The organism is Streptococcus sp. SCPM-O-B-15304 (M98), assembly GCF_058200215.1.
On record NZ_JBYQGQ010000007.1, the window covers coordinates 15,376 to 35,584 of the forward strand.

The window sequence follows — 20,209 nt, forward strand, 5'->3', positions numbered from 1 at the left end:
TATAATAGACTGTAGAATAAAAGGAGGATTTTATGAACGCGATTCAAGAATCATTTACAGATAAATTATTTGCTAATTATGAAGCAAATGTCAAATACCAAGCTATCGAAAATGCTGCCAGCCACAATGGAATTTTTTCAGCCCTTGAGCGTCGTCAAAGCCATGTAGATAACACACCTGTTTTCTCACTTGATTTGACAAAGGACAAGGTCACTAACCAGAAGGCTTCTGGTCGTTGCTGGATGTTTGCGGCCCTCAACACTTTCCGTCACAAACTCATCTCTCAATACAAACTTGAAAACTTTGAATTGTCACAAGCCCACACCTTCTTCTGGGACAAGTATGAAAAATCAAACTGGTTCTTGGAGCAAGTCATTGCGACTGCAGACCAAGAATTGACAAGCCGCAAGGTTAGCTTCCTACTTCAAACCCCTCAACAAGACGGTGGACAGTGGGATATGGTGGTTGCCCTCTTTGAGAAATACGGTGTCGTTCCCAAGTCTGTTTATCCTGAGTCAGTTTCATCTAGCAACAGCCGTGAGCTCAATGCAATTCTTAACAAATTGCTTCGTCAAGATGCTCAAATCTTGCGTGACTTGCTCGCTTCTGGTGCAGACCAAGCGACTGTTCAAGCTAAGAAAGAAGACCTCTTGCAAGAAATCTTTAACTTCCTTGCTATGTCACTAGGTCTTCCACCACGTCAATTTGACTTTGCTTATCGTGATAAGGACAACAACTACCAAAGCGAAAAAGGCATCACGCCACAAGAGTTTTACAAGAAATACGTTGACCTTCCACTAGAAGACTACGTTTCTGTGATCAATGCTCCAACTGCTGACAAACCTTACGGTAAATCTTACACAGTTGAGATGTTGGGAAATGTCGTTGGTAGCCGTGCGGTTCGTTACATCAATGTACCGATGGAACGCTTGAAAGAATTGGCGATTGCCCAAATGCAGACAGGAGAAACTGTTTGGTTTGGTTCAGATGTTGGCCAGCTCAGCAACCGTAAAGCCGGAATCCTTGCGACAGATGTCTATGACTTTGAATCAAGCATGGACATTCAACTCACTCAAGACAAGGCAGGACGTTTGGACTACAGCGAAAGCTTGATGACTCACGCCATGGTCTTGACAGGTGTTGATTTGGATGAAAATGGTAAATCAATCAAGTGGAAAGTTGAAAACTCTTGGGGAGACAAGGTTGGGACAGATGGTTACTTTGTTGCCTCAGATGCCTGGATGGACGAATACACTTACCAAATCGTTGTTCGTAAAGAATTACTAACAGCAGAAGAACAAGCTGCCTATGAAGCAGAACCAATCGTCCTTGCACCATGGGATCCAATGGGTGCCTTGGCTGAATAAATGAGATATAAAAAGAACGGTTCTATAATTTTTAGGGTTGATGGAAATTTTCCACCAACCCTATTTTAGTGTATACAAAAAGGCCAACATCCATTATATTAAAAGCGCTGAAACCTAAAACAAAAGGATGATGACCATATGAACAATATACTAGAAGCTACACTACAAATCAAAGATAAAAACATTATTTGGGATAATAAAGTTCAAGAGAAGATATTTAAAAAGAGAAAATCTTTATTTTATGCAGCTACTTATACGCATAAACCAGAATTTTGTACCGTTTGTGGGTGTGTTAGCCGAAATAATAATATCGTTAAAAACGGCACGAAAACATCTCGTATCACTCTCTGTTCTGTTTCAGGCCTTCCGGCCTACTTAAAGCTACGAAAGCAGAGGTTTCTCTGTAGAGAATGTGGTTCTTCATTTACTGCAGATACTAGTCGAATTGTAGAAAAATACTGTCATATCTCGAAACGATTAAAAAATGAAATTAAGGCAAAATAAGTGAAACAGTATCTGAAACATATGTTGCCAAAGAAACAAATGTTTCAATTCATACCGTTAGACGTATCATAGATGATACAGCACGATTATTAACGATTAAACCATTACATGATTTACCTGAGCATTTGTGTTTTGATGAATTTAAATCTGTTAAATCTTCCGATAGCAATATGAGCTTCATTATTTGTGATAGCACTACACACAAGTTGGTCGATGTTGTACGAGATAGAAAATCTTACAGTTTGAAACAATATTTTTATCGTTTTGAGCCTAAGACTAGATTAAAGGTGAAAACTATCTCCATCGATATGTAGTTGCCATACATTCAATTAATAAAAGAAATGTTTCCTAACGCAAAAATTATCATTGATCCTTTTCACATTGTACAAGCCTTGAATAGAGAATTAAATTGAACTCGGGTACGTATCATGAATCAGCATCGTTATAAAAATCCTAAATTATATCGAAAGTTAAAACATTATTGGAAGTTAATTTTAAAGAACCCTAATGAACTTCAGAACTATAAATATAATCGTTATAAGCTTTTTGAAAGCTTCATAACAAGTAAAGGAATCGTAGATTATATCTTAGAAAAAAATCCATCTCTTAAAAATGATTATGAGGTTGTACATTCACTTCGTGAATGTATACAGGATAGAGATTATATAGAATTCAAGGAAACGATTGAAGCAGCTACGCAATTAGACCTATCTCCTGGTTTAAAAAGAGTATTAAAGACTCTTATGACTTACTTGCCATATATTCAAAATACTTGTGAGTATCCAACTAGAACAAATGGCCCTATTGAAGGAATAAACAATAAAATAAAAGTGCTTAAAAGAAATGCCTACGGCTTTAGAAACTATTACCATTTTAGAAATAGGATTATTTTAATAACAAAAATGTTTGGCCCAAAACAAAAAGGAATTAAGCAACAATTAGTTGCTTAATCCCTTCCTAAATTTCTTCATCAACACTATTTGACAAAGAGCCCTTTTTTAGTGCTCAAAATAGCACTCAATTTTAAATGGATTTGGTGTTCAAAAAATATAATCAAATGCAACAAACTAATTTCATTTTTAATAGGCACAATTAATTTTAGAAGATAGTACGAAAAAATATTGACTGTTTTCTTTAGAATGTGTAAAATTTAGATAGATTATTTAAAGTGAGGTTTTTTTATCTTGTCTATATTAAAGAAGAAATTTAATAAGTTTAGTGTTCTATTGAATCTGGTATTAATAGCTATTATAGCTATTGGAGTGCTATTTTTCTTACCTAAGGAACATAAATCAGAAGTCAAATCGTCAATTAATATCGAAAGTATTGAAAAAGTGAATGAAGTTGTATTTTTGAATGCGGGAATTAATGAAATTATTTCTGAAACAAAAACAACTCAAGTTTTTGGGTTTGATGTGCCGTTCTCTAAAAAAACAGCATTAGTAATTTTAAATTATAAAGCTAAATTTGGGATTAAAAGTAGTGTAAAGATTGAACAAATAGGTGAAAAAGAATATAAGGTTATTGTTCCAAAATTTGAAGTAATTGGTGTGGAACTTTCAAAAGATAATCCTTACAATTTGTATGATGATCATGGAGAGTTGTTAAGTGGGACTACAGAAGATGTTGATACTGGGAAATTGGTCACAAACCAACTTTCTAGTGATAAACAAGCAGAGTATTTAGATAAATTTAAGAGTGAAATTAAAGAATCTGCAATCAATTATTATAAAACAATATTTTCTTCAATGGATTCTGAAGTAAAAGTAACTATAGAATTTACAGAATAATTTTTGAAATACAAAACCCTGACCATCTCTGGTCAGGGTTTTGTGTGGTTCTATAATTTTTAGAGTTGGTGGAAATTTTCTACCAACCCTATTTTAGTGTATACAAAAAGGCCAACATCCATTATATTAAAAGCGCCTAAACCTAAAACAAAAGGATAATGACCATATGAACAATATACTAGAAGCTACACTACAAATCAAAGATGCACACAATGAAGGTGTTACATTCCATTTCTTAGAGAATATTAAAGAAGTATTGCGTGATGAGAGTGGGAAAGTAACTGGTGTAAAGGTTATTACAATGGAACTTGGTGAATCAGATGAAAGTGGAAGAAGATCAACGCATGAAGTGGCAGGTAGTGAACATATTATTCCATGTGACCTTGTCGTTGCAGCAATTGAACAAAAGTATACTTTAGTGTTCTAGATGAAAGGTAAAAATTTGACTTTCGGTCAACATCAGAAAACAATAGAAATAAATAATAACAGGTGATGCATATTTAGGTCCTCAATCTATCGCAACCGCAATTAAAGGCGGGCGAGAAGTTGCGACAGAAGTACATGAATCGTTTAAAGAAAATACATAAATAACTTGTGGTGCCTTTCGTTTTTTTACTGGAAAAATTAAGGAACTATAGTTATAAAAGTTATAAATACTTAAAGACTTCAACATATTAACATGTATATATTTATGAGAAGATTAAATAGAAATATTTGATATTAGCAACAATATCTACATCTTATAACAATACAGGTGTTAATATATTCATAAAATATTAGGAGGAGAAATAATGAACAAGAAACTATTATCAGGCTTATGTGCAGCAGTACTCTTATCAGGTTTAGTAGGATGCGGACCTAAGGAGTCAAAACAAGATACCACAACAAGTACTTCTACAATAGAAACAAAAAATAACACAACAAATAACTCTGAAGTAACAGAGAAGAACTTCAAAGACTTCCCAGAGACAGATGAAAAGTACTTCACATATGATGAATGGCAAGAAGGTTATGTTATCTATAGTTGTACTTCTGACGATAAGGTTGTTCGTGTACCAAAGGAAATTAAGGGTAAACCTGTTATCGCAATAGGAGAACGTGGTCTTGCGAACTTGGAACATTGTGAGGCAATCGTTTTTCCAGATACAGTACGGTATCTTGGAAAAACTGCATTTGCGATTGATGAAGCTCTAAAGTATGTCCACTTTGGTAAGTCAATAGAAACAGTAGAAGATGATGTTTTCAACTCTGACAGTTCATTAGAATCAGTTGTATTCCCAGAAGGAACAAAGAGTATTGGAACATTAGTATTCTGGGGGACATCATCAATTAAATCTATTACAATTCCAGCAAGTGTAACAGAAATTACAGAATACTTCTATTTTGTGGATAACTGTAACCCAGATGTAGAAATCCATACACCTAAGGGATCAAAGGCAGAAGAAGTAGCTAAAGCAATGCAACTTAAAGTAGTAAATGACTAAAGGGGAATAGTATGAACAAAAAATTACTATCAGGCTTAGGGACTGACCCCAAAAAGTGAGAATTTAATAAAAACACCCTAGGGCTACCGTCTTCGGTATCCAACCGGAGACAGGTAGTCCAATTTTTGTTGGATTCTTTTTTCATTAGGTTCTTCATCAACACTATTTGACAAAGAGCCAAAAGAATCAGGTGATAAACCTGATTCTTTTTTTGTTTGTAAATTCTCACCGAGATTACATGATACCGAAGAAACGAGCTGCGATACCAACTACAAAGAGGGCAAGAATGATTGTGATTGGAGATACTTTTTTCTTAAGCAACCACATGCAAAGGAAAGTAAGGAGAAGTCCCATCAATCCTGGGATCAATGAGTTCAACTGTCCTTGAAGGGTTTGTGGTTGAACGCTATCCAAGCTCAATCCGCTAAGTGCTTGGCCGAGGATTCCCTTCAATTCTCCACCTGTAACAGGACCTTCTGGGAAGACGATGTAGGCACCTTCTGACAATTGTTTACCTGGAAGGTTGATAGTGAAGTTGATTGATACCCAACGTTGTACAAGAACGGCAAGGATGAACATACCAAGGATAGAAGCTCCTTTAGTGATGTCTTTCAAGATACCACCTGACATATCTTTAGTGATTTCAGATCCAGCCTTGTAACCAAACTCTTGTGTATACCATAGGAAAGACATACGGATTGCATTCCATCCAAAGAAGAAGAGAAGTGGTCCAACGATATTACCAGTCGCAGCAAGTGATGCACCAAGGGCACCAAGGATAGGACGTACTGTAAACCAGAAGACTGGGTCACCGATACCAGCAAGAGGTCCCATCATACCAATCTTAACACCTTGGATAGCAGCGTCATCGATGTCAGTACCGTTTGCGCGTTCTTCTTCAAGTGCAAGAGTAACCCCCATGATTGGAGCAGCTACGTATGGGTGAGTGTTGAAGAACTCAAGGTGGCGCTCAAGAGCAGCAGCTTGATCTTCTTTTTTAGTGTAAAGTTTCTTGATAGCTGGGATCAAAGAGTAAGCCCAACCCAAGTTTTGCATACGTTCGTAGTTCCATGAACCTTGAAGGAATTGTGAACGCCACCAAACTTTTTGGCGATCTGATTTTGATAATTGAATTTTTTCAGCCATGATTGTTCCCCTTTCTAGTAGTCTTCTAGGATATCACCGATTGGATCGTTAGAAGTTGCAGCTCCTCCGCCACCGTTTCCGCCTTGTTTAGAAAGGTTGAGGTAGATGAAGGCAAGGGCAACACCGATGACACCAAGGGCAATCAAAGTCAATTGAGAGATTGCTGCAAGAGCAAAACCGATAGCAAAGAATGGCCATACTTCACGAGTAGCCATCATGTTGATAACCAAAGCGTAACCAACGGCAACGACCATGGCACCACCGACAGCCATACCACCTTTAAGCCATTCTGGCATAAGTTCCAATACGCCTTGAACGGCTTCAGTTGGCATTGCAAGCAAGAGTGCAGCTGGGATAGCAATACGTAGACCTTGAAGAGCAAGGGCAAAGTAGTGAGCGCGTTCAACAGCAGCAATGTTTCCTTCTTTAGCAGCAGCATCTGCAGTGTGAACCAAACCAACTGAGATTGTACGAACGATCATAGTCAAGAAAAGTCCAGCTACGGCAAGAGGGATTGCAGTTGCAGTTGCGACTGCGATACCTTCAGTAGTAAAGTTACCACCTTTGATCATGATGATTGCAGCAGCAACAGAGGCAAGGGCAGCGTCAGGAGCTACGGCAGCTCCGATGTTAGCCCAACCAAGGGCAATCATTTGAAGTGATCCACCAAGCATAACCCCTGCTTCGAGGTTACCAGTTACAAGACCGATGAGGGTACATGCAACGATTGGTTGATGGAATTGGAATTGGTCGAGGATACCTTCAAGACCTGCGAAGAAGGCAACAACTACAACCAAGATAGCAGAAATGAATGAAATATCTGACATGGTTTTATTCCTTTTCTATTTAATGTTAATTATTGAACGTTAGCTTTGCTAATCAAGTCAAACAAATCTTTTTTAGTGTCGTTTGGTACTTTACGTACGTCAAATTCAACACCAAGATCACGCATTTTTTCAAATGTAGCAACGTCGTCTTTGTCCATTGACAATACGTTGTTGACCATTGTTTTACCAGTTGAGTGAGCCATTGATCCAACGTTAAGAGTCTTGATTGGCACACCGCCTTCGATAGCACGAAGAGCATCTTGAGGTGTTTCAAACAAGATAAGGGCGTGTGTCTCACCAAAACGAGGGTCTTTTGCAACCTCAATCAATTTTTTGATTGGTACAACGTTAGCCTTCACTCCGTTAGGAGCTGCTTGTTTGATCAATTCTTTACGAAGGTCGTCATTTGCTACGTTATCTGAAGCAACAATGATACGGTCTGCTTTTGAATCTGGTGTCCAAGCAGTTGCGACTTGTCCGTGAAGAAGACGTGTGTCAAGACGAGCAAGATTGATTTTCAATTTACCGTCTCCGATAACAGTTCCTTCTGGAATAGCAGCTTGGGCAACTGGAGCAGCTGCAGCAGTTGCAACTTCCTCAGCTGGGTTTAGCTCTTCTGGAAGAGCCTTGATACCATCTTTGGCTTCTTTAATGATGTTCGCAGCGACTTTATCCACTCCAGCAGCAGCGTCCATCAGGCGCTCTGTGTAGGCTTGGATCAACATCGGCAAGTTAAGTCCAGTGATGATGGCAAATTTACGTTCAGGGTTTTCTCCCATTACGCGGCTAGCTTGGTTAAATGGAGAACCACTCCAAAGGTCAGCCAAGACTAGAACCTCATCTTCTGCGTCAAATGCAGCCACAGCATTGTTGAACTTGGCGTATAAATCATCTGGACCTTCGTTTGGCATAAAGGTTACAACTTGAACCTTTTCTTGTTCACCAAAGATCATAGATCCTGACTGATGAATACCCGCGGCAAATTCACCGTGGCTCGCAATAATGATTCCGATACTCATTATTGTCATTCCTCCTTATAAAATGTTTGACTTGTAGTTTAAGAAAACTTTAAGACTCCTTAAGTATAAATCGATTTCAGAAAAAAAGCAACTAATTATAATAAAGAGTGAAAAAAATCTCAAATCCCCATCTTTACAAATATTGATATATCAATTTTTTATAAAATCGTCTATAAAATGGTAAAAAAATTTAATATAAAAAAGCAGAGGGACTAGAAAGTTTACGTCAGTAGTGCTCTTGGGTGTCTAAAAAATGCCCCAAGTTCAATTAGTTGTCGTGTCAAAATTTTATTACAAAAAAACGAGGTGGAATCTTCTGTCCCGACCTCGTTTTGGCATTTATTATTTATCTTAGTGAGTAAAGTCTAGAACCATACGACCTTGGATGGTACCGGCAGCCATTTCATCAAAGACAGCAATGGCATCTTCGACAGGGCGTTTTTGAACGATTGGTACAACCAGACCTTCAGCACCAAATTGGAAAGCTTCTTCCAAATCTTTACGTGTTCCAACGAGAGAACCGATGACCTGAATACCATCAAGAACTGTTTTAACGATGCTTAGATCCATCATTTCTGAAGGGAGCCCGACAGCTACTACACGACCGCCTGCACGAACAGAGTCAACTGCTTGGTTGAAGGCAACTTTTGATACAGCTGTTACGACAGCTGAGTGAGCCCCACCGTTTGTTTTTTCTTTGATAAGGCCTGGGACATCTTCGACTTCAAGACCATTAATCACGATATCAGCACCAACTTCTTTAGCTAGGGCAAGTTTATCGTTGTTAATATCTACTGCGATAACGTGAGCGTTAAATACTTTTTTAGCGTATTGAACAGCTAAGTTACCAAGTCCTCCAGCACCATAGAGTACAACCCATTGGCCTGGTTCAACTTTTGCTTCTTTGATAGCCTTGTAGGTAGTAACACCGGCACAAGTAATTGAAGAAGCTTGGGCTGGATCGAGACCTTCTGGAACCTTAACGGCATAATCTGCAGTTACGATACATTGTTCTGCCATACCACCATCTACTGAGTAGCCAGCATTTTTTACTGTACGGCAAAGAGTTTCGCGCCCAGTTGTACAGTATTCACACATACCACAGCCTTCAAAAAACCAAGCTACGCTGACACGGTCGCCAACTTTGAGACTTTTAACATCAGGGGCGATTTCTTTTACGATACCGATACCTTCGTGACCGAGAACGCGTCCTGGAACTTTACCAAAGTCACCATGGGCAACGTGGAGGTCAGTGTGGCAGACACCACAGTACTCAACTTCTACAAGAGCTTCCCCTGTTTCGAGTGGACGGAGAACTTTTTCTTCAATAGCAACACCAGTGCCTTCTGGATTTACAACAACAGCTTTCATAGCTATCCTCCTTGATTAGTCGTTGAGGTGCAGAGGAAAAGGGGCTTGGCTTGAGAAGATTTCAAGTGAAGTCGAATTTGAACTGCCCTCTTATTTACTTATATGTGAAGTATATCACGATGTTTACTATAGTACAATGGTTTTGAGGTAAAAAACTATGTAATCGCTTAACCGGTTGATAAGACTGTGAAAATTGAACAAGTAAGATTGATGCATTGGCGAGTAAATAACTATAAATGCTAGAAAAGTTGACTTTAGATCGCCTCTTTAAGATTTTCAGCAAATTTTCTGAGTTCCTTATTGAGGGGATTTTGGTATAATATAGAAAGCAATTATCGTTTCTAGTATTCTAGTAAGAGAAGTTAGAGTGAGAGGTATCTATGTCCCCTTCTATCAAGTTATTGAAAAATCGTTATCTAAAAAATATCAAAGAAAATCCAGAACTCTACATTGGTATTGAGTTGGAGTTTCCTATCGTACATACGAAAGGGAAACCTACAGATATTGAAGTCAGCAAGAATTTGATGCGCTTTTTGGTGGATGCTCTCAGTCTGAAAGTTGAAAAGGAGGACCAGGATGGCAATCCAATACAACTTGTAGAACCAAAAAGTCAGGATCGGATTCTGTTTGAGGTTTCTTACACGACCTTGGAGTTTGCCTTTGGCAGAGCCCAGAAAATCCAAGAGGTCCAAGGTCGATTTCAAGCTTATATGAAGGTCATTCAGGAAAAACTAGGCGAAAAGGATCATGCTATCCAGGGTTGGGGGATTCACCCGAACTGGGATAGTAATGACAATCGACCTGTGGCCTATCCACGCTACCAGATGCTGATGGATTATCTGCGTATGGGGAGTCGCCAAGAGAGTGCGCATTTACATGACTTTCCACAATATGGAGCCTTTATCTGTGGGAGTCAAGTTCAGTTGGATGTTTCAAAATCTAACTACCTACGTGTCATCAATGCTTTCACTCAGCTTGAGGCAGCCAAAGCTTATCTGTTTGCCAATTCTGAGTTTTCGGGAGCAGAATGGGATACTTTGATTTCACGAGATATTTTTTGGGAAAATTCCATGCATGGAATTTATCCAGAGAATGTCGGTGTCAATTCAAAACTCTTCAAAGATGAGGATGATTTCTTTGATTTTCTAGACCACTCTGCGATTTTTACAGCAGAACGTTATGGGGAAACCTACTATTTTTCTCCAATTCGGGCTAGAGATTACTTAGATACTGATGAGATTACTGCCTATACTCTAAATGGAAAAGAAACTCTGCTTGTTCCTCAAGAGAAGGATTTCCAAACGCACCGTAGTTACCAATTCCAAGACTTAACAACTCGAGGAACGGTCGAATTTCGTAGTGTTTGTACACAGCCACTAGATCGAACCTTTTCTTCGGCAGCCTTTCATTTAGGCTTGCTGGTAAATCTAGACAAGCTTGAAATTTACCTAGAAACAGCTCCTTTCTTTGAAATATTTGGTCGTGACTACAAGTCTTTGAGAAGACAATTTTCAAAGAAACACCTCACAGATGAAGAAACAGCTGGGATTGTCCAGTTCTCAAAAGACTTGCTAGCTATAGCAGAGCAAGGTCTTAAGATGAGAGATCAGCAAGAAATGACCTATTTAGAGCCTTTGAAAGAAAAATTGACTCTATAATTTTCTTATAAAGGGAGAATTTTCTGAAAAATCATGTTATAATGGATGAGACTATAGATAAAGGATAGAGATTTATGACATTAGTTTATCAATCAACGCGTGATGCGAAAAATACAGTAACAGCCAGCCAAGCGATTTTGCAAGGTTTGGCAACAGATGGAGGCTTATTTACTCCAGTTAGCTATCCAAAGGTTGATTTGGATTTTGAAACATTAAAGGACGCTTCTTACCAAGAAGTAGCTAAGCTTGTCTTGTCAGCTTTCTTGGATGACTTTACAGCAGAAGAGTTGGACTACTGTATCACCAACGCCTATGACAGCAAGTTTGATACGCCAGCCATTGCTCCTCTTGTGAAACTAGATGGCCAATACAACTTGGAACTTTTCCACGGTTCAACCATTGCCTTCAAGGATATGGCCTTGTCTATCTTGCCTTACTTTATGACAACGGCAGCTAAGAAACACGGCTTGGAAAACAAGATTGTCATCTTGACAGCGACGTCTGGAGATACTGGGAAAGCTGCTATGGCAGGATTCGCGGATGTTCCAGGTACTGAAATTATCGTCTTTTATCCAAAAGACGGTGTCAGCAAGGTACAAGAGTTGCAAATGACAACTCAAACGGGCAAAAATACCCATGTTATCGCCATTGATGGAAACTTTGACGATGCTCAGACAAACGTGAAACATATGTTCAATGATGTGGCTCTTCGTGAGAAATTGGCAGCCAACAAGCTCCAGTTCTCGTCAGCTAACTCTATGAATATTGGTCGTTTGGTACCACAGATTGTCTATTATGTTTATGCCTACGCTCAGCTTGTTAAAACTGGCGAAATTAATGCTGGTGAAAAAGTAAACTTCACAGTACCGACAGGAAACTTTGGAAATATCATGGCTGCCTTTTACGCTAAACAAATCGGCCTACCAGTCGGCAAGTTGATCTGTGCTTCAAATGACAACAATGTCTTGACAGACTTCTTTAAAACTCGTGTCTATGACAAGAAGCGTGAGTTTAAGGTAACCACTAGTCCATCTATGGATATCTTAGTGTCTTCAAACTTAGAGCGCTTGATTTTCCATCTTTTGGGAAATGATGCGGTTAAGACAGCTGAACTTATGAATGCTTTGAACACTCAAGGTCAGTATGAGTTGACAGATTTTGATGAAGAAAACCTTGACCTTTTTGCAGCTGAGTATGCGACGGAAGCAGAAACTGCAGCAGAAATCAAGCGTGTTTATGAGTCAGATGCTTATATTGAGGACCCTCATACAGCAGTTGCTTCGGCCGTATATAAAAAATACCAAGCGGGGACAGGTGATGTGGCTAAGACCGTAATTGCTTCAACAGCTAGTCCATATAAATTCCCAGTAGTTGCAGTAGAAGCTGTAACAGGGAAATCAGGCTTGACCGACTTTGAAGCTTTGGCTCAGTTGCACAAAATTTCAGGAGTGGCAGTGCCACCAGCAGTTGATGGCCTCGAAACAGCTCCGGTTCGTCACAAGACAACTGTTGCAGCGGCAGATATGCAGGCAGCAGTAGAATCTTATCTAGGACTTTAAAACAGAGGAAGTAAACTCGGTTGGGCAACTAACTGAGTTTCTTTTCATCAGGAGGAAGGATTGTTTAAGAAAAATAAAGACATTCTCAACATAGCCCTGCCAGCCATGGGTGAAAATTTCTTGCAGATGCTCATGGGCATGGTGGATAGCTATCTGGTGGCCCATCTGGGCTTAATCGCCATTTCGGGTGTGTCTGTAGCGGGTAATATCATCACCATTTACCAGGCTATTTTTATTGCTTTGGGAGCAGCTATTTCCAGCGTCATTTCAAAAAGTTTGGGGCAGAAGGACCAGTCTAGACTAGCCTACCATGTGACAGAAGCGCTCAAGATAACCTTGCTTTTGAGCTTGATTTTAGGGTTCTTGTCCATCTTTGCCGGTCGAGAGATGATTGGTCTTTTGGGGACAGAAGCGTCTGTAGCTGAGAGTGGAGGACTATACCTAGCTTTGGTCGGTGGGACAATTGTTCTCTTGGGCTTGATGACTAGTCTGGGTGCCTTGATTCGTGCCACCCACAATCCGCGTCTTCCCCTTTATGTGAGTCTTTTATCCAATGCCTTGAATATTCTCTTTTCAAGTCTAGCTATTTTCATCCTTGATATGGGCATAGCTGGTGTAGCCTGGGGAACCATCCTATCTCGTTTGGTTGGGGTTGTGATTTTATGGTCACAATTAAAACTTCCATATACGAGACCAAGCTTTGGACTGGACAAAGACTTACTGACTTTGGCTTTACCTGCAGCGGGAGAACGTCTCATGATGCGAGCTGGAGATGTGGTCATTATTGCCTTGGTTGTTTCTTTCGGAACTGAGGCAGTCGCAGGAAATGCTATCGGTGAAGTCTTGACTCAGTTTAACTATATGCCAGCCTTTGGTGTTGCTACAGCAACAGTCATGCAGGTAGCTCGAGCAGTTGGAGAAGATGATTGGGCAAGGGTAGACAACTTAAGTAAGCAAACTTTTTGGCTATCCCTCTTTCTTATGTTGCCCTTAACTCTTAGTATCTATGCTCTCGGAACGCCCCTAAGTCACCTCTATACCAGCAATCCTGTGGCTATTGAAGCCAGTGTTATGGTGACGCTGTTCTCTCTACTAGGAACTCCTATGACGACGGGAACAGTCATTTATACAGCTGTCTGGCAGGGTTTGGGAAATGCACGCCTCCCCTTTTATGCGACAAGTATCGGAATGTGGTGTATCCGTATCGGAACAGGGTATCTGATGGGAATTGTTCTTGGATGGGGCTTGCCTGGTATTTGGGCAGGAACGCTTTTGGATAATGGTTTTCGCTGGTTCTTCCTGCACTATCGTTATAAGCAATATATCTCTTTGAAAGGATGACATATGAAAAAAATTGGATTTATCTGGGATTTAGATGGGACCTTGTTGGAATCTTATGAGGCTATTTTAGCAGGAATCGAAGAGACTTTTGACCAGTTTGACATTCCTTATGATAAGGCTGAGGTTCGTGCCTTTATTCTACAAACTTCCGTTCAAGATCTGTTGGAAAAGGTGGGAGAAGAAAGAGGCTTGGATGCAGATATGCTCAATCAGGTTCGTGCTCAGAGCTTGGCTGAGAAGAATGCTCAAGTTGTTCTGATGCCAGGGGCGCGTGAAATCTTAGCTTGGGCAGATCAGCAAGGGATTGAGCAGTTTGTTTATACCCATAAAGGGGACAATGCTTTTACAATTTTGGAGAATTTGGGTTTGGCCCACTATTTCACAGAAATTTTAACCAATCAAAGTGGCTTTTCTCGGAAGCCTAGTCCAGAAGCTGCGATTTATCTTATAGATAAGTATGAACTAGATCCTCAGCAAACTTATTATATCGGTGATCGGACTTTGGATATCGAATTTGCTCAAAATAGTGGGATTCAGAGTATCAATTTTCTTGCCTCACCTGCAACTTGTAATCAACAGATAGAGCGTTTAGAAGATATTAGTTCGCTTTCCTTCTAGAATTTTCTTCAAGAAGAATGTGTCAGCCTGATGACAGGAAACTAACAAACTATTTCAAGTAATGTGATTTGTTACAACGAATGTACAGTTCTGTTAAATAGCCCCAAAAGGGCTTTTTTTCTATTTTCTTTGTGTTATGATAGACAGGTACTACATTTGAAAAGGAGTTTGAATAGTATGAAGAAAAGAATTATTTTAGCATCAACAGTAGCATTATCTTTTGCCCCTGCCTTGGCAACTCAAGCAGAAGAATTAGTGTGGACAGCGCGTAGTGTTGAGCAAATTCAAAACGATGTTACCAAGAGTGAGAATAAAACAAGCTATACGATTCAGTATGGTGATACCTTAAGTACCATTGCCGAAGCTTTGGGAGTGGATGTGACCGTTCTTGCTAACTTGAACAAGATCAGCAATATTGATTTGATCTTCCCTGAGACAGTCCTTACAACAACTGTAAATGAAAAAGAAGAAGTGACAGAGGTTGAAATTCAAACCCCTGATACAGTTCAAGGAGGCGAAGGTACAACTGCAACAGCAGATTTGACAACCAACCAAGTCACTGTAGATGACCAAACTGTACAGGTTGAAGATTTAACTCAACCAGTTGCAGAAACAACTGTAGCTGAGCCAGTGGCAGAAGCAACAACAGAAGCTGTTACAGAAGTTGCAACACCAGCAGAAGAATCTGCAGCAGAAACAACAACAGGAGCCACTACAGAAGTTGCAACACCAGCAGAAGAATCTGCAGCAGAAACAACAACAGGAGCCGTTACAGAAGTTTCAGCACCAGTAGAAGAGCCGGTCGCAGAAACACCTGTAGTGGAAGAAACGACTACAACAGAAGCACCAGTTACAGAGACTGTAACAGAGACTCAATCAGCACCATCAACTTATCAAGCTGAAGCAAGCCAAGGTTCATCAGCGACTTATGCAGCACCAGCAGCACCTGATTATGCAAGTATTGCAGCTTCAAAATCAGAAAATGCAGGTCTTCAGCCACAAACGGCTGCCTTTAAAGAGGAAGTAGCTAATTTGTTCGGAATCACGTCATTTAGTGGTTACCGTCCAGGAGATAGTGGCGACCACGGAAAAGGTCTTGCCATTGACTTTATGGTTCCAGTAAGCTCTGCTCTTGGGGACCAAATTGCAGATTATGCTATCCAAAATATGGCTAGCCGTGGCATCAGCTACATCATCTGGAAACAACGTTTCTATGCACCATTCGATAGCAAATACGGACCAGCCTACACTTGGAATCCAATGCCAGATCGTGGAAGCGTTACAGAAAACCACTATGACCACGTACACGTATCGATGAACTAAGAATAATGAGAAGTTGGGAACTTGAGTTTCCGCTTCTTTTTTTGTTATGACACACTTTATAAGTGAAATAAAATCTAAAACACGATATAATGTAAGCGGATACAAGGTTATGCTAACGATTTTAAGCATAGAGAGAAAGGGTGATAAGGATGACAAACCGATTAAAAACTCCATTTGAGAAAACAAGAGATGATTTTGAACAGGAATTTACTGGAGAAATCGTTGAACTCTTGATTTTTACCCTCCAAAATGTAAATGGGGCTGCTTCTTTAAAAGATGGCTGTAAAATGCCGTCCGTTCATTTTAAAGCTAGTGTCAATGTTGAAACTCAGGACTTCTCTGAACGTGAGGGACGTTTGGAATGGGTATTGACTCCTGAGGAATTTGAAGAAAAGAGATGGGGCTTTAGTTTTGAACCCTACAAAATTCATCATATCAAATGCCAAAAACGCCCCTTCATGGAGTTAGAGCCATATATGTCAGAAGTAGCTAATAACTGCTACCACTTGCTGGAATACCTAGATGACCAATCCACAGACTCTAGGTTAGAGACCTTGATTGAAACCTATCAAAAACCGGTCATCATTCAAGACGATATTGGCGAATTCACCTTAAACAGAGCCTATTCTTGGTTTGAAGGATTTATCACTTACGAGGGTGGTAAGATTCATGCTATCTTTGCTGCGAGTGCAGATGAAAGTCTCCCACCAAGTTCTTTTGATGATCTAAAGAAATTTATGGGAACTTTCCAAGTTCAAGATACTCGGATTAAAGACTATATTGTCAAAGAACTGTGGGAAACAGCTCAAGACTGGATAGATTCAGATGAAAATGATGTAGTGTTAACAGAAGAGTATTTTACCAACTCACTTTCCTTGAGTGAACTATCAATCAACGAAGATGGAGAATTGACCCTCTACTATGATGATCGTGAAGAAATTTTTGCAGGCCATGCCATCGAAGTGGTCATTGATAAAGAGGGAGAAATCCTTCGAGCAGATTTGGTAGGTTAGTGCTGGATTTTATCTAGAATATAGAAGTAATAGCCTTTTGGGATTGAAACCAAGAGGCTATTTTTCGTGAGTAAGCAAAATAGTTGCGTTTTTAATCTTTCTGCAATATACTTGATAAGTCAATAGTTGACAAATCAAGTTTACGCAGGGAGGTAGAAATGAAAAAAATTAACGACTTATTGTACCAGCTCCATTTAACAGATCAGATGATCACTCAACTTTTTAAGAAACAATTGGGAATTAGTTTGACCCGCTATCAAATCCTGCAGTTTTTACTGCAACAGTCACCCTGCAACCAGATTGCCGTTCAGGAGAAGTTAAAGATTGACCAGGCGGCCTTGACCCGTCATTTTAAGATACTAGAGTCAGAGGGCTATGTCAGTCGCAAGCGTAATCCGGCCAATCAGCGAGAAGTCTTAGTTGAATTAACCCAAGAAGCCAAGAATCAACTCTTGGTTAATCCGCCTCAACGTCACCTGAAGGTGAAGGAACAGATGGAGAGCATCTTATCGACTGGTGAGCAAAAAGAACTGACAACCTTACTGACAAAACTAGTCTCAGGTTTAGAAAAAATAGAATTTTAAGGAGAAAACGATGTCAACCATTACTACTATTTTAGCAACCCTTGTTGCTCTAGAGCATTTTTATATCTTTTATTTGGAGAGTATGGCAACCCAATCAGATGCAACCAGTCGTGTCTTTATTATGGACAAGGAAGAGTTGACTCGACCATCTGTCACCTCACTGTTTAAAAACCAAGGAATTTATAATGCCTTGATTGGGGTATTTCTTATTTACGGAATTTATTTCTCACATAGCTTAGAAATCGTAACAATCTTTGTGTTGTTTGTCATAGGAGCAGCGACTTATGGTGCCTTAACAGCAGATAAAAAAAACATTCTCAAGCAAGGCGGACCAGCAATCCTAGCACTCTTGAGTATCCTTTTCTTAAAATAAAAACAACCAGCACTTTCCATAGAAGGTGCTGGTTTTAATCATTCACATTAAACTTTTCTCCGCTTGATTTCGAGTAATCTTTGATAGAAGAAGAATTGACTACTATAGATATAAGGGAAAGAAGGGATGCTCGCAATTCCAAAGCTGATCCAGATAAGAAGATACCATGGTAGGAGTTGTAAATCAAGTACGAAGCGTTGGAACTTATAGCCTTTCATAAGGAAGCGACTGGTTTTGAGTACGCGACTTGGCTTGGCAATTCCAATTGCAAGGGTATCACAAAGGAGTAGCTCTACTTGGGAATAAGCGTAGTATTGCGGCAGATAGGCAATGGTTCCCAAAATCATCAGAAAGACGCTACCAAAGAAGTAAAGTGCAAAAGTAAGTAGGAAGTGTTCGATATCTGAATTGGTGACGTCGACAGCTGGAAATTCGGGATGAAGTTCTACAAATTTACGAGCCATAGCACTGCTGTAAAAGAGCAAGTAAACTCCAAAAAGATTAGGGATGCTCCACAAAAAGAGATAGAAACGCTTGAGCAAGAGAGTCAGAAAGGTCTGGGTGAAGAAGCGATTGTCAAGTAAGGACAGACTATCTTTAAAAGAAAGCTCTATCTCGGAAATTCTGTAAAGATTAATGGTTGTAAAAAGAGCACCAGCTAGGATAATAGCACTTGTGAATCCAACTGCTAGAGGAAAGAGTGAGGACTGGATCAAGCTCATCAAAAAAGTAAAGAAGGATTGCTCAAGAATTCCCTCATCAAGTAGGGATAAAGGTCTGATAAAGCTGGATAGAATCAAGAAAATGCTTGGTAATAAAAAGACAAGCAATAAACGTGGATGTTCAGCTTGAAACTGTTTAGCTTGTTGACGAACTTCTTTTAAATCAATTTTTGGGTATTTCATTCTTTCATTATACCATAGTTCGTGACAGTTCCTGTTTTTTTTGATAGAATCATACAGTATGCCCTTGGGCACAAAGTAAGAACTGGGACTGTCTTTCCCAGCTTCGGAGGTAAAAAATGTTAGATTCACCAATCAAATATCGTTTGATTAAAAAAGAAAAACACACGGGAGCTCGTCTGGGTGAGATTATCACGCCACACGGAACCTTCCCAACTCCTATGTTTATGCCAGTTGGGACACAAGCAACGGTCAAAACCCAATCACCAGAAGAGTTAAAAGAGATGGGGTCAGGAATTATCCTATCTAATACTTATCACTTGTGGCTGCGTCCTGGAGATGAACTCATTGCCCGTGCTGGAGGTCTTCACAAGTTCATGAACTGGGACCAGCCTATCTTGACAGATAGTGGCGGTTTCCAAGTATACTCTCTAGCGGATAGTCGTAACATCACAGAAGAAGGGGTAACGTTCAAGAACCACCTCAATGGTTCTAAAATGTTTCTATCACCTGAAAAAGCCATCTCTATCCAAAACAATCTAGGGTCAGACATTATGATGTCCTTTGACGAATGTCCTCAATTTTATCAACCTTATGATTATGTGAAGAAGTCAATCGAACGTACCAGCCGTTGGGCTGAGCGTGGATTAAAAGCTCATCGTCGTCCACATGACCAAGGTTTGTTTGGGATTGTACAAGGTGCAGGATTTGAAGATCTTCGTCGTCAGTCAGCTCATGACCTTGTCAGCATGGACTTCCCAGGATACTCTATCGGAGGGTTGGCAGTAGGTGAAACTCATGAAGAGATGAACGCAGTTTTGGACTTCACCACTCAACTCCTTCCTGAAAACAAACCTCGCTACTTGATGGGAGTGGGAGTACCAGATAGCTTGATTGATGGGGTTATTCGTGGGGTTGATATGTTTGACTGTGTCTTGCCGACTCGTATCGCTCGTAACGGAACTTGTATGACTAGCCAAGGACGTTTGGTTGTCAAGAATGCCCAGTTTGCGGAGGACTTTACCCCACTTGATCCTGAGTGCGATTGCTACACATGTAAGAACTACACCCGTGCCTACCTTCGTCACTTGCTCAAGGCTGACGAAACCTTTGGTATCCGCTTGACAAGTTACCATAACCTCTACTTCTTGCTCAATCTCATGAAGCAGGTCCGTCAGGCTATTATGGATGACAATCTCTTGGAATTCCGTGAGCATTTTGTTGAAAAATATGGCTACAATAAATCAGGTCGTAATTTCTAAGATTATCAATCTAAAGCTGAAATCCTAAGTTTTCTCTTAGGATTTTTCTTCTTTTTTTGATAAAATAA

General features: G+C 39.9%; 18 protein-coding genes and 1 pseudogene. 14 read left to right on the forward strand and 5 right to left on the reverse strand.

The window, feature by feature from the left end; genetic code table 11:
- Positions 1-32: 32 nt before the first annotated feature.
- The 5 genes and pseudogenes from pepC to AC3E7H_RS05555 all read left to right on the forward strand — a co-directional run bounded on the left by pepC (position 33) and on the right by AC3E7H_RS05555 (position 5,145).
- Complete coding sequence (gene pepC / locus AC3E7H_RS05535; protein WP_075228148.1) at positions 33-1,367, forward strand: aminopeptidase C; 1,335 nt, start codon at positions 33-35, stop codon at positions 1,365-1,367.
- 138 nt (positions 1,368-1,505) lie between these two features.
- A pseudogene (locus AC3E7H_RS05540) lies at positions 1,506-2,821 on the forward strand (ISL3 family transposase).
- A 234-nt stretch (positions 2,822-3,055) separates the two neighbouring features.
- On the forward strand, positions 3,056-3,661 hold the full coding sequence (locus AC3E7H_RS05545) for a DUF4230 domain-containing protein (RefSeq protein WP_060955179.1): 606 nt from the start codon (positions 3,056-3,058) through the stop codon (positions 3,659-3,661).
- Positions 3,662-3,827: 166 nt separating this feature from the next.
- On the forward strand, positions 3,828-4,088 hold the full coding sequence (locus AC3E7H_RS05550; RefSeq protein WP_049529838.1) for a hypothetical protein: 261 nt from the start codon (positions 3,828-3,830) through the stop codon (positions 4,086-4,088).
- A 364-nt stretch (positions 4,089-4,452) separates the two neighbouring features.
- Positions 4,453-5,145, forward strand: a complete 693-nt coding sequence (locus AC3E7H_RS05555; RefSeq protein ID WP_490676222.1) for a leucine-rich repeat domain-containing protein — start codon at positions 4,453-4,455, stop codon at positions 5,143-5,145.
- A 234-nt stretch (positions 5,146-5,379) separates the two neighbouring features.
- On the opposite strand, the gene AC3E7H_RS05560 is transcribed toward AC3E7H_RS05555, so the two are convergent.
- From AC3E7H_RS05560 to adhP, 4 genes are all read right to left on the reverse strand, one after another.
- Positions 5,380-6,291 (reverse strand): PTS system mannose/fructose/sorbose family transporter subunit IID, encoded by a 912-nt coding sequence (locus AC3E7H_RS05560; RefSeq protein WP_000818311.1) that lies wholly within the window; start codon positions 6,289-6,291, stop codon positions 5,380-5,382.
- 14 nt (positions 6,292-6,305) lie between these two features.
- Entirely contained in the window at positions 6,306-7,118 is an 813-nt protein-coding gene (locus AC3E7H_RS05565) for a PTS mannose/fructose/sorbose transporter subunit IIC (protein ID WP_001280303.1), read from the reverse strand.
- Positions 7,119-7,147: 29 nt separating this feature from the next.
- Positions 7,148-8,137, reverse strand: coding sequence for a PTS sugar transporter subunit IIB (locus AC3E7H_RS05570; protein ID WP_485681246.1), 990 nt, complete (start codon positions 8,135-8,137; stop codon positions 7,148-7,150).
- A 351-nt stretch (positions 8,138-8,488) separates the two neighbouring features.
- On the reverse strand, positions 8,489-9,508 hold the full coding sequence (gene adhP / locus AC3E7H_RS05575) for an alcohol dehydrogenase AdhP (RefSeq protein ID WP_414258442.1): 1,020 nt from the start codon (positions 9,506-9,508) through the stop codon (positions 8,489-8,491).
- Positions 9,509-9,888: 380 nt separating this feature from the next.
- Here adhP and AC3E7H_RS05580 point away from each other — a divergent pair, with 380 nt between their 5' ends.
- The 8 genes from AC3E7H_RS05580 to AC3E7H_RS05615 all read left to right on the forward strand — a co-directional run bounded on the left by AC3E7H_RS05580 (position 9,889) and on the right by AC3E7H_RS05615 (position 17,977).
- Entirely contained in the window at positions 9,889-11,166 is a 1,278-nt protein-coding gene (locus AC3E7H_RS05580) for a glutamate-cysteine ligase family protein (protein ID WP_490676223.1), read from the forward strand.
- A gap of 74 nt (positions 11,167-11,240) precedes the next feature.
- A complete protein-coding gene (gene thrC / locus AC3E7H_RS05585; protein WP_490676224.1) occupies positions 11,241-12,725 on the forward strand; it encodes a threonine synthase in 1,485 nt (494 codons plus the stop codon).
- A 60-nt stretch (positions 12,726-12,785) separates the two neighbouring features.
- A complete protein-coding gene (locus tag AC3E7H_RS05590) occupies positions 12,786-14,066 on the forward strand; it encodes an MATE family efflux transporter (RefSeq protein WP_000473992.1) in 1,281 nt (426 codons plus the stop codon).
- Between the two features lie 3 nt (positions 14,067-14,069).
- Positions 14,070-14,684, forward strand: a complete 615-nt coding sequence (locus tag AC3E7H_RS05595; RefSeq protein WP_490676225.1) for an HAD-IA family hydrolase — start codon at positions 14,070-14,072, stop codon at positions 14,682-14,684.
- A gap of 177 nt (positions 14,685-14,861) precedes the next feature.
- Positions 14,862-16,007 (forward strand): LysM peptidoglycan-binding domain-containing protein, encoded by a 1,146-nt coding sequence (locus AC3E7H_RS05600; RefSeq protein ID WP_049502673.1) that lies wholly within the window; start codon positions 14,862-14,864, stop codon positions 16,005-16,007.
- Between the two features lie 149 nt (positions 16,008-16,156).
- On the forward strand, positions 16,157-17,020 hold the full coding sequence (locus AC3E7H_RS05605; protein ID WP_000184918.1) for a DUF2262 domain-containing protein: 864 nt from the start codon (positions 16,157-16,159) through the stop codon (positions 17,018-17,020).
- 158 nt (positions 17,021-17,178) lie between these two features.
- Positions 17,179-17,604 carry a MarR family winged helix-turn-helix transcriptional regulator gene (locus AC3E7H_RS05610; RefSeq protein ID WP_000723486.1) on the forward strand — a complete coding sequence of 142 codons (426 nt, stop codon included), beginning with the start codon at positions 17,179-17,181 and terminating at the stop codon, positions 17,602-17,604.
- A gap of 10 nt (positions 17,605-17,614) precedes the next feature.
- The gene (locus AC3E7H_RS05615; protein WP_490676226.1) at positions 17,615-17,977 is read left to right on the forward strand and encodes a DUF1304 domain-containing protein; all 363 of its coding nucleotides are present in this window, start codon (positions 17,615-17,617) and stop codon (positions 17,975-17,977) included.
- A gap of 47 nt (positions 17,978-18,024) precedes the next feature.
- On the opposite strand, the gene AC3E7H_RS05620 is transcribed toward AC3E7H_RS05615, so the two are convergent.
- Positions 18,025-18,882: a DUF975 family protein gene (locus AC3E7H_RS05620; protein ID WP_000876900.1), complete on the reverse strand. Its 858-nt coding sequence runs from the start codon at positions 18,880-18,882 to the stop codon at positions 18,025-18,027.
- 116 nt (positions 18,883-18,998) lie between these two features.
- On the opposite strand from AC3E7H_RS05620, the gene tgt reads away from it, so the two are divergent.
- A complete protein-coding gene (gene tgt, locus AC3E7H_RS05625; RefSeq protein ID WP_490676227.1) occupies positions 18,999-20,141 on the forward strand; it encodes a tRNA guanosine(34) transglycosylase Tgt in 1,143 nt (380 codons plus the stop codon).
- The last annotated feature ends 68 nt before the right edge of the window (positions 20,142-20,209 follow it).